The organism is Streptomyces sp. WM6372 (genome assembly GCF_001279655.1).
Classification (GTDB): domain Bacteria; phylum Actinomycetota; class Actinomycetes; order Streptomycetales; family Streptomycetaceae; genus Streptomyces.
Map to the genome: position 1 here is coordinate 16756 of NZ_LGDB01000115.1, position 21363 is coordinate 38118.

At 73.2% G+C, this 21363-nt stretch carries 23 protein-coding genes; 12 read left to right on the plus strand and 11 right to left on the minus strand.

The features are described from left to right. Positions 1-59: 59 nt before the first annotated feature. Together ADK52_RS42245 and ADK52_RS09775 are read right to left on the minus strand one after the other, a co-directional pair. The gene (locus tag ADK52_RS42245; RefSeq protein WP_159045900.1) at positions 60-452 is read right to left on the minus strand and encodes an SHOCT domain-containing protein; all 393 of its coding nucleotides are present in this window, start codon (positions 450-452) and stop codon (positions 60-62) included. Further along, positions 452-841 carry a DUF6325 family protein gene (locus tag ADK52_RS09775; protein WP_053689373.1) on the minus strand — a complete coding sequence of 130 codons (390 nt, stop codon included), beginning with the start codon at positions 839-841 and terminating at the stop codon, positions 452-454. Before ADK52_RS09775 ends, ADK52_RS42245 begins: the two co-directional genes overlap by 1 nt. A 95-nt stretch (positions 842-936) precedes the next feature. On the opposite strand from ADK52_RS09775, the gene ADK52_RS09780 reads away from it, so the two are divergent. Together ADK52_RS09780 and ADK52_RS09785 are read left to right on the plus strand one after the other, a co-directional pair. Then, complete coding sequence (locus ADK52_RS09780; protein ID WP_053689374.1) at positions 937-2307, plus strand: FtsW/RodA/SpoVE family cell cycle protein; 1371 nt, start codon at positions 937-939, stop codon at positions 2305-2307. Then, positions 2304-3764, plus strand: coding sequence for a penicillin-binding transpeptidase domain-containing protein (locus ADK52_RS09785; protein WP_053689375.1), 1461 nt, complete (start codon positions 2304-2306; stop codon positions 3762-3764). The genes ADK52_RS09780 and ADK52_RS09785 overlap by 4 nt, the downstream gene beginning before the upstream one ends. Positions 3765-3837: 73 nt before the next feature. Here the strand turns inward: ADK52_RS09785 and ADK52_RS09790 are convergent, their stop codons facing one another. After that, on the minus strand, positions 3838-4986 hold the full coding sequence (locus ADK52_RS09790; protein ID WP_053689376.1) for a ferritin-like domain-containing protein: 1149 nt from the start codon (positions 4984-4986) through the stop codon (positions 3838-3840). Positions 4987-5155: 169 nt separating this feature from the next. Between ADK52_RS09790 and ADK52_RS09795 the strand changes: the two genes are divergently transcribed. Genes ADK52_RS09795 through ADK52_RS09805 form a run of 3 tightly spaced genes read left to right on the plus strand, consistent with a single transcriptional unit; the run spans position 5156 to position 7126 of the window. Then, on the plus strand, positions 5156-6085 hold the full coding sequence (locus ADK52_RS09795; RefSeq protein WP_053689377.1) for an AurF N-oxygenase family protein: 930 nt from the start codon (positions 5156-5158) through the stop codon (positions 6083-6085). A gap of 29 nt (positions 6086-6114) precedes the next feature. Beyond that, positions 6115-6831 carry a TetR/AcrR family transcriptional regulator gene (locus ADK52_RS09800; RefSeq protein WP_053689378.1) on the plus strand — a complete coding sequence of 239 codons (717 nt, stop codon included), beginning with the start codon at positions 6115-6117 and terminating at the stop codon, positions 6829-6831. 10 nt (positions 6832-6841) lie between these two features. Beyond that, positions 6842-7126 carry a hypothetical protein gene (locus ADK52_RS09805; RefSeq protein ID WP_053689379.1) on the plus strand — a complete coding sequence of 95 codons (285 nt, stop codon included), beginning with the start codon at positions 6842-6844 and terminating at the stop codon, positions 7124-7126. A gap of 101 nt (positions 7127-7227) precedes the next feature. On the opposite strand, the gene ADK52_RS09810 is transcribed toward ADK52_RS09805, so the two are convergent. The 3 genes from ADK52_RS09810 to ADK52_RS09820 form a co-directional block, all read right to left on the minus strand. After that, entirely contained in the window at positions 7228-8496 is a 1269-nt protein-coding gene (locus ADK52_RS09810) for an ATP-binding protein (RefSeq protein WP_420714835.1), read from the minus strand. Beyond that, a complete protein-coding gene (locus ADK52_RS09815; RefSeq protein ID WP_053689380.1) occupies positions 8493-9284 on the minus strand; it encodes a hypothetical protein in 792 nt (263 codons plus the stop codon). Before ADK52_RS09815 ends, ADK52_RS09810 begins: the two co-directional genes overlap by 4 nt. 113 nt (positions 9285-9397) lie before the next feature. Further along, positions 9398-10000 carry a hypothetical protein gene (locus ADK52_RS09820; RefSeq protein ID WP_053689381.1) on the minus strand — a complete coding sequence of 201 codons (603 nt, stop codon included), beginning with the start codon at positions 9998-10000 and terminating at the stop codon, positions 9398-9400. Positions 10001-10182: 182 nt separating this feature from the next. Between ADK52_RS09820 and ADK52_RS09825 the strand changes: the two genes are divergently transcribed. After that, complete coding sequence (locus ADK52_RS09825) at positions 10183-11040, plus strand: nuclease-related domain-containing protein (protein WP_063783805.1); 858 nt, start codon at positions 10183-10185, stop codon at positions 11038-11040. Here the strand turns inward: ADK52_RS09825 and ADK52_RS09830 are convergent. Beyond that, a complete protein-coding gene (locus ADK52_RS09830) occupies positions 11037-11996 on the minus strand; it encodes a GlxA family transcriptional regulator (RefSeq protein WP_053689382.1) in 960 nt (319 codons plus the stop codon). The genes ADK52_RS09825 and ADK52_RS09830 overlap by 4 nt on opposite strands. A gap of 96 nt (positions 11997-12092) precedes the next feature. Between ADK52_RS09830 and ADK52_RS09835 the strand changes: the two genes are divergently transcribed. Continuing rightward, positions 12093-12614: a PaaI family thioesterase gene (locus tag ADK52_RS09835; protein WP_053689383.1), complete on the plus strand. Its 522-nt coding sequence runs from the start codon at positions 12093-12095 to the stop codon at positions 12612-12614. Between the two features lie 63 nt (positions 12615-12677). Here ADK52_RS09835 and ADK52_RS09840 read toward each other — a convergent pair whose 3' ends face one another. Next, positions 12678-13769: a Ku protein gene (locus ADK52_RS09840; RefSeq protein WP_053689384.1), complete on the minus strand. Its 1092-nt coding sequence runs from the start codon at positions 13767-13769 to the stop codon at positions 12678-12680. 31 nt (positions 13770-13800) lie between these two features. On the opposite strand from ADK52_RS09840, the gene ligD reads away from it, so the two are divergent. Together ligD and ADK52_RS09850 are read left to right on the plus strand one after the other, a co-directional pair. Continuing rightward, a complete protein-coding gene (gene ligD / locus ADK52_RS09845; RefSeq protein WP_053689385.1) occupies positions 13801-14706 on the plus strand; it encodes a non-homologous end-joining DNA ligase in 906 nt (301 codons plus the stop codon). Then, positions 14706-15614, plus strand: coding sequence for a hypothetical protein (locus tag ADK52_RS09850; RefSeq protein ID WP_053689495.1), 909 nt, complete (start codon positions 14706-14708; stop codon positions 15612-15614). The genes ligD and ADK52_RS09850 overlap by 1 nt, the downstream gene beginning before the upstream one ends. A 54-nt stretch (positions 15615-15668) precedes the next feature. Here ADK52_RS09850 and ADK52_RS09855 read toward each other — a convergent pair whose 3' ends face one another. Next, positions 15669-16064, minus strand: coding sequence for a DUF6479 family protein (locus ADK52_RS09855; RefSeq protein ID WP_053689386.1), 396 nt, complete (start codon positions 16062-16064; stop codon positions 15669-15671). A gap of 131 nt (positions 16065-16195) precedes the next feature. Between ADK52_RS09855 and ADK52_RS09860 the strand changes: the two genes are divergently transcribed. Then, positions 16196-16519 (plus strand): plasmid stabilization protein, encoded by a 324-nt coding sequence (locus tag ADK52_RS09860; RefSeq protein ID WP_053689387.1) that lies wholly within the window; start codon positions 16196-16198, stop codon positions 16517-16519. Positions 16520-16591: 72 nt separating this feature from the next. On the opposite strand, the gene ADK52_RS09865 is transcribed toward ADK52_RS09860, so the two are convergent. Then, a complete protein-coding gene (locus ADK52_RS09865) occupies positions 16592-17572 on the minus strand; it encodes an XdhC family protein (RefSeq protein WP_053689388.1) in 981 nt (326 codons plus the stop codon). A gap of 237 nt (positions 17573-17809) precedes the next feature. Between ADK52_RS09865 and ADK52_RS09870 the strand changes: the two genes are divergently transcribed. Continuing rightward, the gene (locus tag ADK52_RS09870) at positions 17810-19126 is read left to right on the plus strand and encodes a phosphoribosyltransferase family protein (RefSeq protein ID WP_053689389.1); all 1317 of its coding nucleotides are present in this window, start codon (positions 17810-17812) and stop codon (positions 19124-19126) included. A 125-nt stretch (positions 19127-19251) separates the two neighbouring features. Then, positions 19252-19983, plus strand: coding sequence for a collagen-like protein (locus ADK52_RS09875; RefSeq protein ID WP_199828478.1), 732 nt, complete (start codon positions 19252-19254; stop codon positions 19981-19983). A gap of 69 nt (positions 19984-20052) precedes the next feature. Here the strand turns inward: ADK52_RS09875 and ADK52_RS09880 are convergent, their stop codons facing one another. Further along, positions 20053-21327: a glycosyltransferase gene (locus ADK52_RS09880; protein WP_053689391.1), complete on the minus strand. Its 1275-nt coding sequence runs from the start codon at positions 21325-21327 to the stop codon at positions 20053-20055. Between the last annotated feature and the right edge of the window lie 36 nt (positions 21328-21363).

Below are 21363 nucleotides of genomic sequence, written 5' to 3' on the forward strand. Positions count from 1 at the left end.
GGGGCCCGCGCCACCGACCGGTACGGGCATCCGCCCCGGGTGTAGCCCGTGCCGGGCCGTCAGGAGTGGAGGAGGCGGGTTTTGGCCTCCTTGAACTCCTGGGGGGTGAGGAGGCCTTCCTTGGCCAGGTCGGCCAGTTGTGCCAGCTCCGTGGCCAGGCCGGTCGGCGGGGGCGTGGTCCGGCTGCCGCCGCTGGGCATCCGGCTGTCCGGAGCGGCCGACTTGGCTGGAGCCGTTTCGGGTCCTGACGTCCCCCGTCCCGCCGCCTGTGGGCCGGCGGGCTCGGCTCCCGGGCCCCCGGGGCCGGAGGACCCGGCGCCGGGCGCGTCGGAATCGGCGGACTGCGCCACCGGCGGCCGGCCCGCCGCTCGGGCGAGGAGGCCTTGGAGGAGGGGGCGGCCCGTGGGGCGGCGGGCCGGGTCCACTCTCGTGCCGACCGGGCGGATGAACATCAGGCCGCCTCCGTCCGCTCCGGCGGGATCCGGACCGAGCCCACGATGCGCCCGCCCGCCGCCCGTACGGCGATCGCCGCGTCCTCGGCCCACACGTGCTCCACGAGCAGCAGCAGCGCGCAGCTGCCCCGCTCCAGCAGCTCCGCCGACTCCTCGACGTCCTCCGCCCCGATCAGCTGCGCGGCCTCCCGGTGCCGCAGCAGCCCCTGCAGCTCCATGAACTCGTCGAACTCCGCCGCCAGCACCGAACCCGCCGCCGTCTTGGTGACCACGAGCCCGTCGATCAGCCGTACGACCCCCGCCTTGCGCAGCCCCATCACGGCCTCGACCGCCGGCACCCGCAGCTGCTCCTCCGGGAAGGCCAAGACGATGAATTCCACTGGTCCCATGTCTCGCCGCTCCCACTCGTGACCGATTCTGACTGCTCCTCGGCACTCTATGACATAAGCGGACATACCATCCGTCCGCTTGCTACGTTTCCGATATGACCGCTCTGACGGCAGAGGTGGCGGAGCCCGCGCCGCCCCCGCCCCCCGACGGCTCCGCGTCCGCGCGCAGAGGCGTCGAGCTGACGCTCCTCGTGGGGGCCGTCCTCATCTGCGTCCTGGGCCACCTCTACGTCGGCCTCGCCACCACCGGCCGCGCCCCCGGGTCCGCCGGCCGCTACGCCGCCGGGCTCGGGGGCGCGGCCCTGCTCGCGCACCTCGCCGTCCGCTTCCGGGCCCCGTACGCCGATCCGCTCGTCCTGCCCATCGCCGTCCTGCTCAACGGACTCGGCCTGGTCCTGATCCAGCGACTCGACCTCGCCACTCCCGCCCACCTCACCGCCGGTGACCAACTGCGCTGGTCGGCGCTGGGCGTGGTCCTGTTCGTCCTCGTCGTCGTGCTGCTGCGCGACCACCGGGTGCTCCAGAAGTACGCGTACCTCTCCGTGGCCGGCGCCCTCGTCCTGATGCTCGTCCCCGTCTTCTTCCCGGCGGTCAACGGGGCGCACATCTGGATCCGGTTCGCCGGACTCTCCTTCCAGCCCGGCGAGTTCGCCAAGATCCTGCTCGCCGTCTTCTTCGCCGCCTACCTCGCCGCGAACCGCACCGCCCTCGCCCTCACCGGCCGCCGGCTCTTCTGGAAGCTGCGCCTCCTGCCCGGCCGGGTCCTCGGCCCGATCCTCGCGATCTGGCTGCTCAGCGTCGGCGTGCTCGTCCTGGAGCGCGACCTCGGGACCTCCCTGCTCTTCTTCGGGCTCTTCGTCGTCATGCTGTTCACCGCCACCGGCCGGATCGGCTGGATCGCGATCGGGCTGCTGCTCGCCGCGCTGGGCGCGTACGCCGTCGGCGCGCTGGAGCCGCATGTGCACAGCCGCGTCGAGGACTGGCTGAATCCCTTCGCCTCCATCGAGAGGGGGGAAGGACCGGGCCAGCTCGCCCAGTCCCTCTTCGCCTTCGCCGCCGGCGGGCTGCTCGGTTCCGGGCTCGGCCACGGGCAGTCCTTCCTCATCGGCTTCGCCGCCAAGTCGGACTTCGTCCTCGCCACCGCCGGCGAGGAGCTCGGCCTCGTCGGCATCACCGCGATCCTGCTGCTCTACGGACTCCTCGTCCACCGGGGATTCCGCGCCGGGCTCGCGCTGCGCGACCCCTTCGGCCGGCTCCTCGCCACCGGGCTCGCCTCGATCGTGGCGCTCCAGGTGTTCGTCATCGCCGGGGGAGTCACCGGGCTGATCCCGCTCACCGGCATGGCCATGCCCTTCCTCGCCCAGGGCGGCTCCTCCGTCGTCACCAACTGGGTCATCGTCGCGCTGCTCGTCCGGCTCGGCGACAGCGCCCGCCGGCCCCGCCCGGCCGAAGGGGGCGGCGCGTGATCCGGTACATCCGCTGGTGCGCGTACTTCTGCGCGCTGCTGCTCGCCGCCCTGCTCGTCAACGTGGCCCGGGTGCAGGTCTGGGAGGCCGCCGCGTACGGGGCGAACCCGGCCAACAAGCGCCCCGCCATCGAGCGCTACGCCGAGCCCCGCGGGGACATCCTGGTCGACGGGCGGCCCGTCACCGGATCCCGGGACAGCGGGCAACTGCTGCGCTACGAGCGGACGTACGCGAACGGGCCGCTGTACGCGCCGGTCACCGGGTTCTCCTCGCAGACGTTCGGGACCAGCCTCCTGGAGCGGGCCGAGGACGCGATCCTCTCGGGCACCGATCCGGGGCTCTCGGCCTTCCCGCTCTGGTACGACCTGGCCCGCGGCCGTCCGTCCGGCGGCAACGCGGAGACCACCGTACGGTCCGGCCCGCAGCTGGCCGCGTACACCGGGCTGGCGGGCCGGCGCGGCGCGGCCGTCGCCCTGGAGCCCGCCACCGGCAGGATCCTCGCGCTGGTCAGCAGCCCCTCCTACGATCCGGCGGCGCTCTCCGGCACCGGCGGGCCCGTCAAGACGGCCTGGGCCCGGCTGAACACGGACCCCGCCCGGCCGATGCTGAACCGGGCGCTGCGCGAGACGTACCCGCCCGGCTCCACCTTCAAGATCGTGACGGCGGCCGCGGCCCTGGACGCGGGCGTGGTCACCGATGTGGACGCGCCCACGCAGACCCCCGACCCCTACCCGCTGCCCGGCACCAGCACCCTCCTGCCGAACGCGGCCACCGGCTGCCAGGACGCCTCGATGGCGGAGGCGGTGCAGTGGTCCTGCAACACGGTGATGGCGAAGATCGGGGTACGGGTCGGACTGCGCGCGATGGTGGACGCGGCGCGCCGGTTCGGGTTCAACGAGGAGGGGCTGCGGGTGCCGGCCTGGGTGTCGCGGTCGAACTTCGACACGGACATGAGCCCGGACCAGCTGGCGCTGTCCTCGATCGGGCAGTTCAACACGACGGCGACGCCGCTCCAGATGGCGATGGTCGCGGCGGCGGTCGCGAACGGCGGCGAGCTCAAGTCCCCGTACCTCGTCGAGCGGACCACCCAGGACGACGGGGACCAGGTCCGGCGCGGGCAGCAGCACGGCCTGGGCCGGGCGATGAACCCGGCGACCGCGCTGCGGCTGCAGGAGATGATGGTGCAGGTGGTGGAGAACGGCACCGGGCGCAACGCCGGTTTCCCGGGTGCGGTGGTCGGCGGCAAGACCGGCACCGCGCAGCACGGCGTCGGGAACGCGGGGACCCCGTACGCGTGGTTCATCGGCTGGGCGAAGGCCGAGGACGCGCCGCAGCCGGGGGTGGCGGTGGCGGTGGTGGTCGAGGACGCGGAGGCGCACCGCGGGGACATCAGCGGCAACGGCGCGGCCGCCCCGATCGCCCGGGCGGTGATGGAGGCGGCACTCGCCGCCCGCTGAGCCCGGGCCGGTTGAGCCCGGCCGGTCGAGCCCGGCCGGTTCCTGCGGATCCGCCCCTGCGCGGAATCCGCCCCTATGCGGGATCCGCTCCCTCCGCGGGATCCGCCCCCTCCGCGATCGTCGCCTCCACCTCCGCCACCCGGTCCGCCTCCTCCGCCGCGAAGCGCTCGCGGTCCAGTGCCTCGGCGATCTCCTCGTCCTGGCCCATCAGCAGGTCCAGGTTGGAGTCGCCCATCTCGAAGACGCCCATGTCCAGGTACGCCTTCTGCAGCCGCTCGCCCCACAGCCCGATGTCCTTCACGCACGGCACGATCCGGCTGAACAGCAGCTTCCGGAACAGGTGCAGGAACTCCGACTGCTCGGTGAACTCCGCGGCCTCCTTGCGGGAGATGCCGAAGTTCTCCAGCACCTCCACCCCGCGCAGCCGGTCCCGCATCAGGTAGCAGCCCTCGATCACGAACTCCTCGCGCTCGCGCAGCTCGGCGTCCGTCAACTGCTTGTAGTAGTCCCGCAGCGCCATCCGCCCGAACGCCACGTGCCGGGCCTCGTCCTGCATCACGTACGCCAGGATCTGCTTCGGCAGCGGCTTGTCGGTCGTATCGCGGATCATCCCGAACGCCGCGAGCGCCAGCCCCTCGATGAGCACCTGCATGCCCAGGTACGGCATGTCCCAGCGGGAGTCGCGCAGGGTGTCGCCGAGCAGCCCCTGGAGGCTGTCGTTGATCGGGTAGAGCATCCCGACCTTCTCGTGCAGGAAGCGGCCGAAGATCTCGGCGTGCCGGGCCTCGTCCATCGTCTGCGTCGCGGAGTAGAACTTCGCGTCCAGGTCCGGCACCGACTCCACGATCCGCGCCGCGCACACCATCGCGCCCTGCTCACCGTGCAGGAACTGGCTGAAGTTCCAGGCGGCGTAGTGCCGGCGCAGCTCCCCCTTGTCCTTCTCGGTGAGTCCCGCCCAGTGCCGGGTGCCGTAGAGGGTCAGCGCCTCGTCCGGGGTGCCGAGCGGGTTGTACGGGTCCACCTCCAGCTCCCAGTCGATGCGCTTGGCGCCGTCCCACTGCTTGTCCTTGCCCTTCTGGTACAGCGCGAGGAGCCGCTCGCGGCCGGAGCCGTTCTCCTGGCCGACAAACATGGCCTCCCAGCTGAAACGGGCCGCGCCGGAGGCCGGAACCTGCCAGACGTCCGCGCCCGGGTCCTTGGTGTAGAGCTCGTGCGTCGACACTGACGCCCCCTCGGCTCGTGTACTTCCGTACAGGACTGGATGGTTGGCAGCGTCACACGTTGGTAGACGCGGGGTCAACAAGTCGTGCGCAGGGGATTGACGGTCTTGCTGACAAGCAGTCTCATAACTACTGACCGCCGGTAACCCGATGAGCGAGGTATCCGAAGCCATGACGACCGTGACCGATCGAGGCGCGCTGCATGACGTGCTCGGCCTCCTCAAGGACCGCGAAGAGATCGCCGCACGACTGCTCGAATCCTCGGCCAAGCACTCCTTCGACCCCGACAAGGAACTCGACTGGGACGCCCCGCCCGTCGACGGCGCGTACTACTGGCCGCCCGAACTGCTCTCCCTCTACGACACCCCGCTCTGGAAGAAGATGGGCGAGGAACAGCGCATCGACCTCTCCCGCCACGAGGCCGCCGCGCTGGGCTCCCTCGGCATCTGGTTCGAGATCATCCTGATGCAGCTGATGGTCCGGCACATCTACGACAAGTCCCTGACCAGCAATCACGTCCGGTACGCGCTCACCGAGATAGCCGACGAGTGCCGCCACTCCATGATGTTCGCCCGCATGATCCAGAAGGCCGGCGCCCCCGCCTATCCCGTCTCCCGCACCAACCACAACCTCGCCCGCGTCCTCAAGACGATCTCCACCACCCCCGGTTCCTTCGCCTGCACCCTCCTCGGCGAGGAGATCCTCGACTGGATGCAGCGCCTCACCTTCCCGGACGAGCGCATCCAGCCCCTCGTCCGCGGCGTCACCCGCATCCACGTCATCGAGGAGGCCCGGCACGTCCGCTACGCCCGCGAGGAACTGCGCCGCCAGATGCTGACCGCCCCGCGCTGGGAGCAGGAGCTGACCCGCGTCAGCTGCGGGCAGGCCGCCCGCGTCTTCTCGCTGGCCTTCGTCAACCCGAAGGTCTACGAGAACGTCGGGCTCGACCGGCGCGAGGCCCTCGCCCAGGTCCAGGCGAGCGGACACCGGCGCGAGGTCATGCAGACGGGCGCCAAGCGCCTCACGGACTTCCTCGACGACATCGGCGTCCTGCGCGGAGTCGGCCGCAGGCTCTGGAAGAGCTCGGGACTCCTCGCCTGAACCGGCTGTTTCGGGGCTACCCTGCGGGCATGACGACCGTACGCGCGTACCGCAGGCTGAGCGTCGAGGAGCGGCGGGCCCAGCTCCTCGACGCCGCCTTGTCGCTGTTCGCGCACCGGGCCCCGGAAGAGGTCTCGCTCGATGACGTCGCCGAGGCGGCGGGCGTCTCGCGGCCCCTGGTCTACCGCTACTTCCCGGGCGGCAAGCAGCAGCTGTACGAGGCGGCCCTGCGCTCGGCGGCCGACCTCCTGGAGCAGTGCTTCGCCGAACCGCAGGCCGGTCCGCTCACCCAGCGCCTCTCCCGGGCCCTGGACCGCTACCTGGCCTTCGTGGACGAGCACGACGCGGGCTTCTCGGCCCTCCTCCAGGGCGGCAGCGTCGTCGAGACCTCCCGTACGACGGCCACGGTGGACGGCATCCGCCGGGCCGCGGCCCAGCAGATCCTCTACCACCTGGCCGTCCCGGCCCCCGGCCCGCGGCTGCGGATGATGGTCCGCACCTGGATCACGGCGGTCGAGGCGGCCTCCCTGATCTGGATCGACGAGGGCAAGCAGCCGGAGGTCTCGGCCCTGCGCGACTGGCTGGTCGACCAGTTCATAGCCCTCCTGACGGCGACGGCCGCCACCGACCCCGAGACCGCCGCCGCGGCGCGGGCCGCGCTGGCCCTGGAATCGGCGGACGGTCCCGTCGGGGTCCTGGCCCGCCGCGTGATCCCGGTGGTCTCCGAGGCCGCCCACCTGCTGTGACACTGGTGGGGTGAGAAGCGAATCCACGCCCTTCGAGGGCGGCCCGATGGACGGCCGGGTCCTGCCGATCCTCGTCGGCCCGACCGGCCACCCGCCGAAGTGGTACGAGATCCCGGTCCCGTCGGCCGACGGCGGCCCCGCGACGGTCCTGCTGTACGAGCGGGTCCCGGCGGGCTATTCCAAGCGGCTGCACCTCCAGAAGGGCTGGAAGTACACGTACTCCCCGTCCGGCCAGAAGCCCAGGCTCCGCTGGCCCTGGACGAAGCCGACCCCGCCGCAGAAGGACACCCCCTAACGGGACACCCGCGACAGCAGGACACCCCTGGCGCAACTCCGCTGGCGGAACACCCCTGGCGGGACATCCCTCGCAGGACATCCCTGGCAGGGCGCGCCTCCCTAGAGTGAGTTTGGCGGGGGCTCCGGGAGCGTCAGGACGGCCAGCGCCCCGCCGCCCTCCACCTCCCGGAACTCCAGCCGCGCGCCGATGACCTCCGCCTGCCCCACCGCGATGGTCAGCCCCAGCCCGTGCCCCTTGCCCGTCCCCGCGCCACCGGTCCGGAACCGCTGCGGGCCGTGCGCCCTCAGGTACTCCGGGAACCCGTCCCCGTGGTCCCGTACGGTCACCACCGGACCGTCCACCGTCAGCACCACCGGTGCCCGCCCGTGCTTGTGGGCGTTGGCCACCAGGTTCCCGAGCACCCGCTCCAGCCGGCGCCGGTCCGTCTCCACGTGCGCGTCCCGGAGGACCACCAGCTCCGTCTCCGTCCCGGACGCCCGGACCACCCGCCGTGCCAGGCGCCCCAGCTGGTGCAGATCCGTCTCCACCACCTCGCGCCCCGAGTCCAGCCGCGAGATCTCCAGCAGGTCCTCGGTCAGCCCGCGCATCGTCCGGACCCGCTCCTGCACCAGCTGCGTCGCCCGCCCCTCCGGCAGCAGCTCCGACGCCGCCTGCAAACCCGTCAGCGGCGTGCGCAGCTCGTGCGCGACGTCCGCCGTGAACCGCTGCTCGCTCAGCAGCTTCGCCTGCAGCGTCCCGGCCATCGTGTCGAGCGCTCCCGCCACGGTCGCCACCTCGTCCTGGTGCCGGGTGGGGTCCTTCGTCCGCGGATCGTCCACGCGCGCGTCGAGATCGCCCTGCGTGATCCGCCGGGCCACGGTCGCCGTCTGGTGCAGCCGCCGCGTCACCCGGGTCACCGCGAAGGCGCCCACCAGCAGCGTTCCGCCGATCGCCAGCACGGACGATCCGATGATCGCGTTGTCCAGGCCGCTGATCGTCCGTGCGCTCTGCGAGTAGTCCACGGCCGTGGCCAGGGCCCTGCCGTCCGCCGGGGCCGCGGCCCACATCGTCGGCCGGCCCTCGTACTCGGCCACCATCGTCGCGCGCTGCCCGGACAGCGCCAGGGCGCGCAGCTCCGGGGGCAGCCCCACCGGGTCGATCCCCGCGTCGGGCGGGAGGGCCTCGCCGGCCTCGTACTCGCGGGACACGTCGTGCAGCTTCTCCAGCGCCTTGTCCCGCGCCGCCGCGACGGTCTGCCGGGTCACCTCCACGTGCACCAGCGCGCCGAGCACGGCCGCGAGCGAACAGCACATCACGACGATGAACAGCCCGGACTTCCAGGTCAGCGTGGCCGTCCACGCGGGCAGCCGCCCCTGCACCCGCTTCACGGGGTCCCCTCGGCGGACGGCTTCAGGGGCGGGGACGGGGAAGGGCTCTGCGCCGTCCCCGGCAGCCGTACGATCTGCTCGCGCGTCGGCAGCATCGTGCGCTGCTTCTCGTCCCAGGACCACGCGGTGATCAGCTCGTAGCCCGGATTGCCGCTCGGGACGCGCAGGATCACGTCCTGCCCGGCCAGCTCCACGGTGACGACGGTCTGCGTGGTCGCCATGATCCGGTTCAGGCGTCCGTCCGGGTCCGCCGTGTACGCCCGTACGGACATCATCCGGTCCGGCATCTCGATGCCGATGACGAGCTCGTCGCGGCCGTTGCCCGTCAGGTCCCGGTAGTACGGGGACAGCACCGGGCACTTCCCGCGCGGCTGCCCTCCCTGCTCCGCCGGCCCGCACGCCTTGATCGCCGCGACGGTCTCCGGGGGCATCCCGTCCGGGCCGACGTCGGTGTTCGGGTGGGCGGCCAGCTCCGCCTGGACGAGGGCCACCGGATCGACCCCGTGCACGTTCTGGTCCGTCACGGGAGCCAGCCCCTGCACGTACTCCGGCGGCGCGCCGCCGGGATCGGCGGGCGGTACGGAGGCCCCTTTGCGCTCCGGCCACAGGTGTACGGGCCCGCTCGCGGTCGGGGTCGGGCCGGCGCCCACCGGACCGCCGGTGTCACCGCAGCCGGCGAGCAGGGCCAGCAGCGGGATGAGCGGCAGGGCGAACAGGGCGGCGCGGGCACGGGCACGGGGGGAGCGGCCGCGGGCACGGGCACGGGAGGCGGCGGCCGGGAAGGACATCGCATGCACAGCCGGCTGGGCCTCCTCTCCACGGGCACGACGCCTCATCGGCGCATCTTAACCTTATGAGGAGATATGACCGTTTCCGGATGCTCCCGAGGGGTCCTCGCGGATCAGCCCTCGGTGCGGCCGCGGCGCAGCATGGCGAAGCCCAGCCCGGCCGCGCCCACGGCTGCGATCCCGCCGCCCGCGGCGAGCAGCAGCACCCCGTCGCCCGGCCCGTCGGCCAGCGTGTCCAGGGTCCCGCCGGCGAGCGTGCGGGCGTGCCCGGCGGAGGCCTGGACGACCCTGCCGTCGCGGACCCCGGTCTTGTACCCGTCGGCGACGGGCGTGGCGGTCCGGCCGTCCGCGTCGCCCGTCTCGCCGACCCAGGAGGAGAGTCGGCCGTCGGGCTGCAGGGCCGTGTGCAGCGGGCCCGAGCGGCCGATGCCGGCGACGCCGTCACGGCTGGTCAGGGTGGCCGACTTGGTGCCGTCGGCAGCCAGGATGTCGGCCTGGAAGCCGCCCTGGGCGATCCGGTAGACGTTCGCCTTGGACACGCCGTCCGCGAGGGCGAGGCTCTTGACCAGGGTCCGGGGCGCGCCCGCGGACCGCGCCGCCGACGCGGCGGGCACTCCTTCGGCGAGCGCGGCCGCGGCGGGCAGCGCGAGGAGGGTTCCGGCGCAGGCGGTCACTGCGGCGGCTCGTACGAGAGTGCGGCGGTCGACGGTGCTCACGGGAAATCCTTCGGTCCGGTCCAGGTGCGACCAACCTAGGAGCCCGCTGTGTCGGTACCGCGATGAGCTTGTAACAGACACCCGGCGGAGTCCCGTAGAAGCTGTTACACGGCCGAGAACTCCACCGGGGGATTGCCGCGAGGCGTCCGGGCTGCTCCCATGTACGGCGGGGGGTGAGGTCCATGCGTGGACTCAAGGTGCTGCCGAGCGGCCGCCCCGGCCGCGGCCGGCTCTACGTCAACCTGCCCGACGGCCGGGCGGTGGCCTGGTACGACCGGCAGACCAACCGGATCAGCGTGCTCGCCGACCAGCACCGCGAGGCGGTCGTGGCGGCGTTGCGCCCGTACCTGGCCGGCCCGTTCACGGTCGGTCCGCCGCCGGTGCCCACACCGGCGGACCTGCGCAGACTCGCCCTTCCGCCGGACGAGGACCTGGCTCCGAACCGCCCCGGCGAACTCCTGCTGGGGGAACTGGAACACGGCTCGGCGGGCAGCCGGACCCGGCACCGGATCCGCCAGGACCTGACCGCTCAGCAGCGCATGGGCGACCTGCTCGACGCCCTCGAACCGGACGGCTGGCGGGTCCTGCACGGCGTCCCGCTCCCGGGTCTGGGCGGCGTCGACCACCTGCTCATCGGCCCCGCGGGGATCTTCTGCGTCCGTACGCTCCCGGGCCGCCGCCAGCGTGCGGCCGTCGGGGACCTGCTGCTGACGGTGGGCCGGGCCGAGCCGCGCCCGGACCCGCGCTGGATCCGGCGGGCCGCCGCCGCGGCCACCCGGGCGCTCGCGGCCCCGGTCCTGCCGGCCCTGGCCCTGGTCGACGCCTCCCGCGTCGAGGTGGCCCCGACGGTCCGCGACATCCGCGTCCTGGAGCCGGCCACGGCCCGGGCGCACCTCGCGTCGGCCCCGACCACCCTCAAACCCCCGGACACGGAAGCCCTGTTCACCCAGGCCCGCGACGCCCGCACCTGGCTCCCGCCCCTGCCGCACCGGCCCCGGTCGCGGTCCTTCCCGGTCCGCAAGCCCCGCGGCGCCACTTAAGGCCGCAGTGCGCGCGGGCCCTTGCCCACGCGGCGGCGCAGGAGCGCCCGCAGGGCGCCCGGGCTCCCGTACCCGACCCGGCGGGCGACGACCGCCAGCGGCAGGCCGGTGGTGCGCAGGAGGTGCTCCGCCTGCTCCACCCGCAGGTCCTGCACCAGCCGGATCGGCGGGCAGCCGAGCGTACGGGCGACCGTGCGCTGGAGGGTGCGCTCGCTGACCCCGAGGTCGCGGGCCGCCTCGGCGATGGACAGCGGCTCCGCGATGCGGGCGCGCACCCACTGCTCGAAGGCGGCCACCAGCGGGTCGTGCCGGGCCAGGGCGCTGGGGATGGCGTACGCGGCCTGGGAGGCCCGGTCGTCCACCACGAGGTAGTGCCGTACGAGGTCGGCGAGGGCCGGGCTGCGCATGCCCACGATCGCCAGCGCGAGATCGAGGTGGCTGAACGCCGCCCCGGCGGTGGTCATCCCGTCCGAGGTGGTGACCATCCGGGTCTCGTCCACGGTGACTTCGGTGTAGCGCTCCCGGAAGACCGGGGCGAGCCACCAGCTGGTGGTGGCCCGGTGACCGTCGAGCACCCCCGACTCGGCCAGCAGGAACGTTCCGGTGCAGGCGGTGGCGAGGGGGGTGCGCCGCTCACGGGCCTCGGTGAGCAGTCGGCGCGCGGTGCGGTGCGCGGCGCTGGACACGGTCTCCACCAGGACCTCGGGGCGGCGCTCCATGAGGGCGGGCACGACGAGGAGGTCGGCGTCCTCGGCGGTGCGGGCGGCCTCGGTGTCGATCCGGTGCCCGAGGCCGGTGCGGACCGTGCGACGGACGCCGACGGTACGGATGTCGAAGGCGGGCGGCGGGGCTCCGGGCAGCCGGCCGCGCAGGGCGTTGGCCGTGTGCAGGACGTCGAGGACGGCCGAGACGCCGGAGTCGAACGCTCCGTCAAGGACCAGGACGGCGGTTTTCACCCGCCCACCCTACGGGGCGACGCGTGTCGGAATCGGTGTGGAAGGTGCCGGATCCGTCACTCCCGCGGCGGGTGGGGCCCGCCTAGGCTCGGGGCCATGACCACGACCACCCCGTACGCCGCCGCTGCCGCCGACCGCTCCCGCACCCACACCTGGCATTCGCGCCCCGAACCCACCCCGGAGATCCTGGGCATGAGCGGGCTCGAAATCCTCCGGGCCTGCATCAAGGGCGCCCTGCCCGAGGCATCGATCATGAGCACCCTGGGCTTCCGGCTGGTGGAGGCCGAGGAGGGCTTCGTCGTCTTCGAGGGGGATCCGGGCGACCACCTCCTCAACCCGATGGGCACGGTGCACGGCGGGTTCCTTGCCACGCTCCTCGACTCGGCGCTCGGCTCGGCCGTGATGAGCCGTCTTCCGGCCGCCACCGCGTACACGACCGTGCAGTTGGGCGCGCACATGATCCGCCCGGTGCTGGCGGAAACGCCGACGCTGCGGTGCGAGGGGACGGCCCTGCACGTGGGGCGGACCACCGCGACGGCCGAGGCGCGGGTGATCGGCGCCGAGGACGGCAAGCTGTACGCGCACGGCACGACCACCTGTGTGGTCCTCAGGCCCTGAAGGGTGTCGCCCACGCGGCCGATCGGCTGACCGACCCGTCGAAGGGGCTCCCCCCGGGGCGCCTCAGGCCGAGGCCCGCTTGCGCGGGGCCGCCTTCTTCGGCGCAGCCGCCGTCTTCTTCGCCGAGGCCGCCTTCGAGGCGGACTTGGCGGTGGACTTGGTGGCCGTGGACTTGGTGGCCGTGGATTTCGTGGCCCTCGACTTGTCCGCAGTGGACTTGGCCGAGGTCGACTTGGCCGACACGGTCTTCCTCGTACCGGCGGCCGCCGTCTTCTTCGTCGCGGCCGTGGACTTCTTGCCGCCCACCGCCTTCGGCGCGGCCGCCGCAGACTTCCGCCGGATCGGGGTGACCTCCGCCTCCGGGCCCGCCTCCCCCCGCGAGGCCTTCGCCGCGCTCACGCTCTTCTCCAGCGCCGCCATCAGGTCGATGACCTTCCCGCCGGCCGGCTCCACCTCGGCCTCCGCCGGGGGCTCGAACGCGCCCTCCGACTTCGCCGAGACCATCGCCTCCACGGCCTCCCGGTACTCGTCCGTCAGCGAGTCCATCTCCACCTCGCCCAACGTCGCCATCAGCGCGTCCGCCAGGTCCAGCTCGGCCTCCCGCACCGACACCTTCCCCTCCGGAGCCACCCCCTCCGGCACCCGGATCTCGTCCGGCCACAACAGGCCGTGCATCGCGATCACGTCGTCGACCACCCGCAGCATGCCGAGCCGCTCCCGCCCCCGCAGCGCGTACTTGGCGATCGCGACCTTCCGGCTCCGCTTCAGCGCCTCCCGCAGCAGCGTGTACGGCTTCGCCGACGTCGGCCCGTTGGCCGCGAGGTAGTACGCCGCGTCCATCTGCAGCGGGTCGATCTCGTCCGCCGGTACGAACGAGACGATCTCGATGGTCTTCGCCGTGGCGATCGGCAGCTGCGCCAGGTCCTCGTCCGTGATCGGGATGATCGACCCGTCCGCCTCCTCGTACCCCTTGCCGATCTCGGCGGTCGCCACCTCCTCGCCGTCCAGCTCGCACACCTTGCGGTAGCGGATCCGGCCGCCGTCGTTCAGATGGATCTGGCGAAAGGAGATCGAGTGGCTCTCGGTGGCGTTCACCAGCTTGATCGGAATGCTGACCAAGCCGAAAGAGATTGCCCCGTTCCAGATGGATCGCACGGTTCCTCCCGTTTCATGGCAATCTCATCGTATGACGCCGATCACCATGGTGGAGGGGCGTCGCATCCCGCTCTCCAACCTGCACAAGGTCCTGTATCCCGAGACCGGCTACACCAAGGGCGAGGTGCTGCACTACTACGCCACCGTCGCCGGTCCGCTGCTGGCCCACGTCCACGACCGGCCGGTGTCGTTCCTGCGCTACCCCGACGGCCCCGACGGCCAGCTCTTCTTCACGAAGAACCCGCCGCCCGGCACACCCGCCTGGGTGAAAACCACCCCGGTGCCCCGCTCCGAGGACGCCTCCGCGCAGCAGGTGGTCATCACGGACCTGCCCTCCCTCATGTGGGCCGCCAACCTCGTCGTCGAGTTCCACACCCCTCAGTGGCCCGCCGGCAGCCCGGCCGTCGCCGACCGGCTGATCATCGACCTCGACCCCGGCGCCCCCGCCACCGCCGTCGAGTGCTGCGCCGTCGCGCTGTGGCTGCGCGAGCGCCTCGCCGCCGACGGGCTGGAGGCGTACGCCAAGACCTCCGGCTCCAAGGGCGTGCACCTGGCCGTGGCCCTGGAGCCGACCCCGTCCGACCGCGTGTCGGCGTACGCGAAGGGCCTCGCCCAGGAGGCCGAGCGCGCGCTCCCCGACCTCGCCCTGCACCGCATGGCCAAGGCCCTGCGCCCCGGCAAGGTCTTCGTCGACCACAGCCAGAACGCCGCCGCCAAGACCACCGCCGCCCCCTACACGCTGCGCGCGCGGGCCCGCCCGACGGTCTCCGCCCCCGTCTCCTGGGAGGAGGTCGCGGCCTGCCGCGCCCCCGCCGACCTGGTCTTCCTCGCCGACGACATCCCGCCCCGGCTGGAGCGCGACGGGGACCTCTTCGGCCCGCTGACCGACCCCGACCGCGCCCACCGGCTGCCCGCACCCCCCGGGGCCCGGCCGTGATCCGCGTCGCGCTCGCCGCCACCGTGCGCACCCTCCCGCGCGGGGCGGGCCTCGCGTACGAGCCGAAGTTCGACGGCCACCGCCTCGTCGTCGTGCGCACCGCCGAGGGCGTGGCGCTACAGGCCCGCTCGGGCCGCATCGTGACCGCCGCCTTCCCCGATCTGGCGGCCGCGGCCCGGCAGTTGCCCGCCGGGACCGTCCTCGACGGCGAGGTGGTCGTCTGGCACGCCGGCCGTACGGACTTCGCCCTCGTCCAGCGCCGGGCGGCGGCCACGGCCGCGCGGGCCGCCGTACTCGCCCAGAGCCTGCCGGCCTCGTACGCGGCGTTCGACGTGCTGGAACTGGCCGGGCTGGACCTGCGGGGGCGCACGTACGAGCGGCGTCGGGCGCTCCTGGTCGATCTGTTGCTCCCGCTGGGGCCGCCGCTGCAGCCGGTCCCGATGACGACCGATCCGGAACTGGCCGCCACCTGGTACGAGACCCTGCCCGCCAGCGGCATCGAGGGGCTGGTTGTCAAGCGGATGGACCAGACGTATCCGGCGGGCCGGCGCGGCTGGCAGAAGCTGCGGCACACGGAGGTGCGGGACGCGGCGGTGGTCGGGTACACCGGCACCCCGCGCCGCCCGCTCGCGCTGGTCCTGGTACTGCCGGTCGGGGACGAGACCCCGCTGGTGTCAAGCCCGCTGACGGCGGCGCTGCGCGCGGACGTGGTGGCGGCGGTCGCGGAGCGCGAAGCCCCCGCCCGCACCCCGGCCGGGTCCCGGGCCGGCGGGGCCACGGTCACCGCGATCGGGCTCGGCGAGGTGCCGTACCGCCCGCTCGACCCGCCGCTGACGGCCGAGGTCCGCCACCCCTCGACGGCCCGGCATCCGCCGCCGGAGGTGCTCAGGCTGCGGACGGAGCTCTGACCCGCGCCGTGGGGCGGCGCAGGTCAGAGGGGACCGGCCCGTCGGGGTCCGGGTTCAACTGTGCGCGCCGCGCCCCGCGTCGGGGGGAGCGCCGGGCTGTACGTGCGGATGCGGCCCGTCCACCTGCTTCCAGCCGGACTCCCGCTCGGCCCGGACGTCCTCCGGATGGCTGGAGGTCGTGGAGCCGAAGTTCCCGTAGCCCTGCATCTCGTGCGGGCGCAGCCCGCCCTCCGGGATCTCCACCTGGTCGCGTTCCTCGCGGACCTCGTAGACGGCGCCGCCGGCGGGCAGGTGCGGCTGGCTCTCCGCGGTGGGCGGCGGGGGCTCCTTGGCCCGGACCCGCTGGCCGAGCTTGAAGCCGGCGAGCAGGAAGCCGACCACAGCAATCCCGACGACCAGGAACCACACGATGTGCGTCACTGTCTGGTCCAGACTCAGGGTCATGTCCATACGTACTATTTTCCCTGAAAGGTGCCGATTCGGCGTGGGGCTGGGAAGATCCCCTCATCCGACCCACGGGTGACTACCGGGCCGAATCCAGGGCAGGTGCCGGGGACGACCGCCTCGAAGGGAGCCGCAAAATGCCCCGCGGATCTTCACCCAAACGAGAACGCCAGTACGAGCACATCAAGGAGAGCGCCGAGCAGCGCGGCGCATCCGAGCAGCGGGCCAAGGAGATCGCGGCCCGGACCGTCAACAAGGAACGGGCGCGGGCCGGCGAGTCCGAGACCGCGAGCCGGGAATCGCTGGAGGACATGTCCTCCGGCCGGCGCGGCGGCCTGCACTCCCGTTCGGGCGCGCAGGGGCCGACGTACGAACAGCTCTACGCGGAGGCCAGGCGCCGCAACATCCACGGCCGCTCCGACATGAACAAGACGCAGCTCAAGCGCGCCCTCGGCAGCTGAGTCGGGCTGAGTCGGGCTGAGTCGGGCTGCGCCCGGCCGCGTCCGGCCGGGCGCAGCCCGACGCCCCGGCGCCTACCGAAGCGGCCCGTCCGAATCCCGCAGCGCCCGGACCTCGTACCCCCCGAGCACGGCCAGGATCTCCGCGCAGATCGCCAGCGCCGTCTCCGGGGGCGTCCGGGCCCCCAGGTCCAGCCCGATCGGCCCGTGCACCCGCGCCAGCTCCGCCTCGGACGCCCCGGCGGCGATCAGCCCCTCGCGCCGCCGCGCGGTGGTCTTGCGGGAGCCGAGCGCCCCGACGTAGGGAACCCCCAGCGCGAGCGCGCCGCGTACGGTCGGCACGTCGAACTCCGGGTCGTGACTGAGCATCACCAGGCAGGCGGCGTCCCGGCGCGCTTGCAGCAGCTTTTCGGCCTCGGCGACGGAACCGACCAGTCCGGCCCCCCAGCCCAGCAGCAGGGCCTGCGCCTCGATGATCTCGGCGAGCTCGCCGCCCCCACCGATGACCACGTACGGGGCGGACGGGTAGGCCTCCACGAACACCAGCCCGCGCTGCCCGTACAGCGCGTCCCGGCCCGGCCGGCGCGTGGCCAGCAGCTCGCCGGCCCGCCGCTCGGCGTCGTCGGCCGGCACGTCGACGGCCCGGACCACCTCGCTCACCGCGTGCTCGGCGTTCTCGTCGAGCCGGGTCACGAGCGCGACGCCGACGCCCTCCCCGAGCAGGTCCCACCACGCGGCGGGCACGGCCGACAGCGGCTGGAGCAGGATCTCGGCCCGCCCGCCGCAGGTCAGCTTCGACGCGACGGCCTCGTCCGCCCCCACCGAGACCTCGCACACCCGCGCGGTGGCCCCGGCGGCCACGGCCCCGGCCTCGGCCACCAGCTCGGCGTCGAAGACCCCCCGGTACAGGGCCCCGACGCACTCCCCGCGCGCGTCCACGAGCAGGGCCCCGGCCGGGTCCCGCGGCCCGAACCCCTGCTCGGCCACCGGCCGGGCCAGGAACGCGGCCCGCCCCTCGGCCGCCCACCGCCGCGCCGTCTCCACCAGCTCACGCATCGCGCTGCCCCATCCTCGTCGTCAGAGCCCGCCCCATGGCACCAGGTCAGCGGCGCACCGCGGCCTCACGGCCAACCTACGCACGCACCGCACCCCTACCCATCCCTCAAAACCCACAGACCCGGACCCACCTCCCTCGTACGGACCACCGGACCTGACTTGCGCGCGGGCGCCGGGAGGCGTTGTTTCGAAGTACGGCAGGGAACCGTCGGGGACGACCCTTGGGGATGACCCGCAATGCTCTTCACGGACCGCGACGACGCAGGCCGAAGACTCGGTACGGAGCTCGCGAGGTACGCGGTGGACGACCCCGTGGTCCTGGGGCTGCCGCGCGGCGGGGTCCCGGTGGCCTTCCACGTGGCCCACGCCCTCGGCGCCCCGCTCGACGTGATCGTCGTCCGCAAGCTGGGGGTCCCGTACCAGCCCGAGCTGGCGTTCGGTGCCATCGGGGAGGGCGGCGTACGCGTGATCAGCGAGGACATCGTCCGGCGCGGGGGACTCCGCCCGCAGGACATCGCCGCCGTCGAGGAGGCGGAACAGGCGGAGCTGACCCGCCGGGCCGCCCGCTACCGGGCGGGGCGGCCGCAGGAGGAGCTCCGCGGCCGGACCGTGATCGTGGTGGACGACGGCATCGCGACCGGCGCCACGGCGGCCGCCGCCTGCCAGGTCGTACGGGCGCAGGGCGCGGCCCGGGTCGTCATGGCGGCCCCGGTGGCCCCGCCGGACGCGCTGGGCCGGGTCGGCGCGGTGGCCGACGAGGTGGTCTGTCTCTCCGCGCCGCCGGGGTTCTCGTCGGTCGGCCAGTGGTACCGGGACTTCTCCCAGACTCCGGACGAGGAGGTCGTCTCCCTGCTCGCCCAGTCGCCGCGCCGCCCGGCCCCGGCGGAACGGGCCGGGACGGAGGTGGAGGTGGCCGTGGAGGCGGCGGGCCTGCACCTGCCCGGCGACCTCACCCTCCCGCCGGGCGCGGGCGCGGTGGTCGTGTTCGCGCACGGCTCGGGCAGCAGCCGCCACAGCACCCGCAACCGCCAGGTGGCCGCGGTCCTGAACCGGGCGGGCCTGGGCACCCTGCTGTTCGACCTGCTCACCCCGGCCGAGGCGGCGGACCGCTCGAACGTCTTCGACATCGACACCCTGGCCGCCCGCCTCGCCGCCGCCACGACCTGGCTCGGCACCCGGACCGGAGCCCCGCCGGCCTACTTCGGCGCCAGCACGGGCGCGGCGGCCGCCCTCGCGGCCGCGGCCTCCCCGGACTCGCCGGTCTACGCGGTGGTCTCCCGCGGCGGCCGCCCGGACCTGGCCGGATCCCGCCTCGCCGGGGTGCGGGCCCCCACGCTCCTGATCGTCGGCTCGCAGGACCACCAGGTCCTCACCCTCAACCGCGAGGCGCAGACCCGCCTGCGCTGCGAGAACCGCCTGGAGATCGTCCCGGGCGCCACCCACCTCTTCGAGGAACCCGGAGCGCTCCACCAGGTGTCTGCCCTCGCCGAGCGCTGGCTCACCGCCCACCGCCCGCGGCCAGAGACGGGCTCAGGAGCGGGGCCGCTCGGGTGATCGTTTACCGAGACATGGGCCGCAGAGTAATGATTTGATCGCAGAGAGTTAACAATGGCTTCGTTCGTAGCCAGAGGCGCGCGCTTGCGGGCGCGACCCCTCCCAGTCCCGTGAGGACGGTTCTCTTGAGTCATCGAACGATCCGAACCAGACGCCTGAAGTCCGCCACCATGGTCGGGGCCGGTGTGCTCGCCGTGGCGCTCAACGTCGTCCCGACCACGACGGCCATCGCCGACGCGATCCACCGGTCCGGCACCGACAGCGCCGTGGCACTGCCCGGCCCCGCCGGCGCGGTCACGGGCGGTGACCACGGGGGCAAGGGCCGTGGCCCGCAGGGCCCCCAGGGCAAGCCGGGGCGGCCCGGCCACCCGGGCCGGCCGGGCCACCAGGGCCCGCAGGGCTACCAGGGAGTCCCGGGTGAGCAGGGCAACCAGGGCTCCCAGGGCAACCAAGGCAACCAGGGCTTCCAGGGGAACCAAGGCAACCAGGGCTTCCAGGGTGTGCCGGGCACGGGAAACCAGGGCAACCAGGGATTCCAGGGCAACCAGGGCTTCCAGGGCAACCAGGGGTTCCAAGGCTTCCAAGGGAACCAGGGATTCCAGGGCAACCAGGGCTTCCAGGGTGAGACGGGCACGGTGACCACCTACGTCAACGTCTCCGACCCCGTCACCAACGGCACGTCGACCGTCTTCTGCAACCCCGGAGACCAGGCCACCGGCGGCGGCTTCCAGACCGCCAACGGCATCGTGCGCCAAAGCCAGCCCGTTGCTCCCAACGGGTGGCAGGCCACCACCGTCACCATCGGGGCCAGCCAGCCGATCACCACGTACGTGGTGTGCGTCGACACGACGCCGTAACCCTCCCCGCAGAACGGCGGCGCCCCGGGGCTTCGGCCCCGGGGCGCCGCCGTTTCCGTGGCGGGGCGCCTACACGAGCAGCGGTCCGCCGCACCGGGCGGCGCCCTCCTTCATCGCGATGAGGTTGGCCACCACGTACGAGATGTCGTTCCTCGAGTGCCAGTCGGTCGGGAAGTAGGTGACCAGCCGCGAGGACTGGAACCTGGCCTCGATCGTCGGCACGAAGGTGCGGTACTGGTCGTCCGTGTAGTACCAGAACGAGTTCTCGTTGTAGTACGCGACGTGCGTCGGGTCCTGGTAGGCGCCGCGCCCGTCCGAGCTGGGCGTCATCGTGAGGAGCATGCCGCCGGGTGCCAGCAGCCGGTACAGCTCGTTGATCAGCGGCACCTTCGAGGGCACGTGCTCCAGGAAGTCCACCGCCCGCATCAGACCCACCGAACCGTCGGGCAGGTCCAGCTTCCCGGGCAGCGTCGCGACGATGTCGACGCCCTGGCCCGGGTACTGGTCCACGCCCAGGTAGCCGGGCGGCTTGCGGTGGGCCGCGCCGAGGTCCAGCGCGAGCAGTCCGCGCCGCTGGGTCCACGCGAGGGCGTTGGCCTCGATGTACTTGTCGTACAGGACGACCGTCTCGCGCTGGATGTGCGCGTTGATCTCCGGGTCGCTCTGGGTGTTCGCCGGGTGCACCCGCTGGAGGTACAGGCAGCGGTTGATGTGGTGGAAGTCCCCGATGTGGAAGAGGCGGCACATCAGGTCCTGGTCGTCCAGGACCGTCCGCGCGGCGTCGTACCCGCCGGCCTGCTCGTAGCTCTCCTTGCGGAAGGCCCGTACGTGGTTGGGCGCGTACCAGATGTAGGAGACGTTGTGCGGGGTCGGCGCCATCGAGATGATCTGCTGCAGCTTGCGGCCGTCGACCTCCACCTCCTCGTACTGCCAGCCGCAGGATTCGTCCCACCGGCTGTCGTCCCGGCTCCCGTCCTCGGCGATCTGCGCGGTGTTGCTGTAGACGAACACGGCCTCGGGGTGCTCGTCGAAGGCCGTGCCGAGTTCCGCCAGGCAGGACTTCGCCAGCAGGTCGTCGTGGTCGAGTTCCACGAGGATCTCTCCGCGCGCGAGTTCGCAGGCCCGGCGCTTCGCCGCTCCGACGCCCTGGACCTCGTCCGCGATCACCACGCGGACCCGGTCGTCGGGGCGCTCCGGCCGCCATCGGGCGCCGCTGTTGAGAAGAACGATCCACTCCCAGTCCTGGCAGGTCTGCGCCTGCAAGGTCGTCAGGCACTCGTCGAGGAAACGAGGGCGGTGGCTGGGCGTGAAAACGGAGAACCTCGGGGTCGCGGTCGACGTCATCTGGTGCTCCCGGCTGGGGGTGTCTTTCCGCGCGAC